Annotated in this window: 1 protein-coding gene; it reads left to right on the forward strand. The window is 32.1% G+C overall.

Going from position 1 to position 751, the window contains the following annotated elements; translation table 11 throughout:
* On the forward strand, window positions 1-751 hold a 751-nt coding region (locus ACYQ4S_RS12075), incomplete at both ends, for a tyrosine-type recombinase/integrase (protein ID WP_459771402.1).

The following is a 751-nucleotide window of genomic DNA, read 5'->3' on the forward strand; positions in this document are numbered from 1 at the left end:
ATTTTCAAACCATATTTTGAAAAATATATTGAATTTAAACGTTCTAAAGGCGAAAAAGTAGCTCGTTCCACATTAATCAGTCTAAGGCAACTCAACAATCTCTTGAATCAATATGACAAACTTGAAATTACTACTGAAATGATTGAAGAAATATTAAGTCCGAAGGACCATATAAGTCCCCACCGTCGAAAAACTTTAATAACAAACCTCCGTCAGTTTTCTGAATTTCTTCAAGTACTACAAATCCCTAGTCAGTCTGTCAATTCAAGTTATTACCAAGCAGTAGAACAAAAATTCAAACCATATATTTTTTCAAAAGAAAATCTTAAAAAACTCCTATGTGTTACTGACAAATTACCAAAAGCCAATCGAAGCAATCACCATACAATTGTTTATCCTGTACTAATAAGGATATTGATCGGAACCGGCATGAGGATATCCGAAGTATTAGCATTAAAGGTTTCTGATATCGATTGCCAACAAGGGATTATCAAAGTAACCAACAGCAAAAATAACGTTTCGAGACTAATCCCACTATCTGACAGTCTAATCAAAGCAGTCAATAACTATTTGGATAATATAATAGATCAACCAGGAGACTCATCGCTATTTATTTCACCATACACTCAAAAAGCATACTCATACGATGCAGTAAAATACATGTTTCAAAAAATTTGTAAATTGGCTGGTATTTATACTGAAGATAATAAACTACCAAATATTCATTCTTTACGACATACGTTTTGTACTT

Source organism: Alkalibacterium sp. s-m-28, assembly GCF_054658175.1.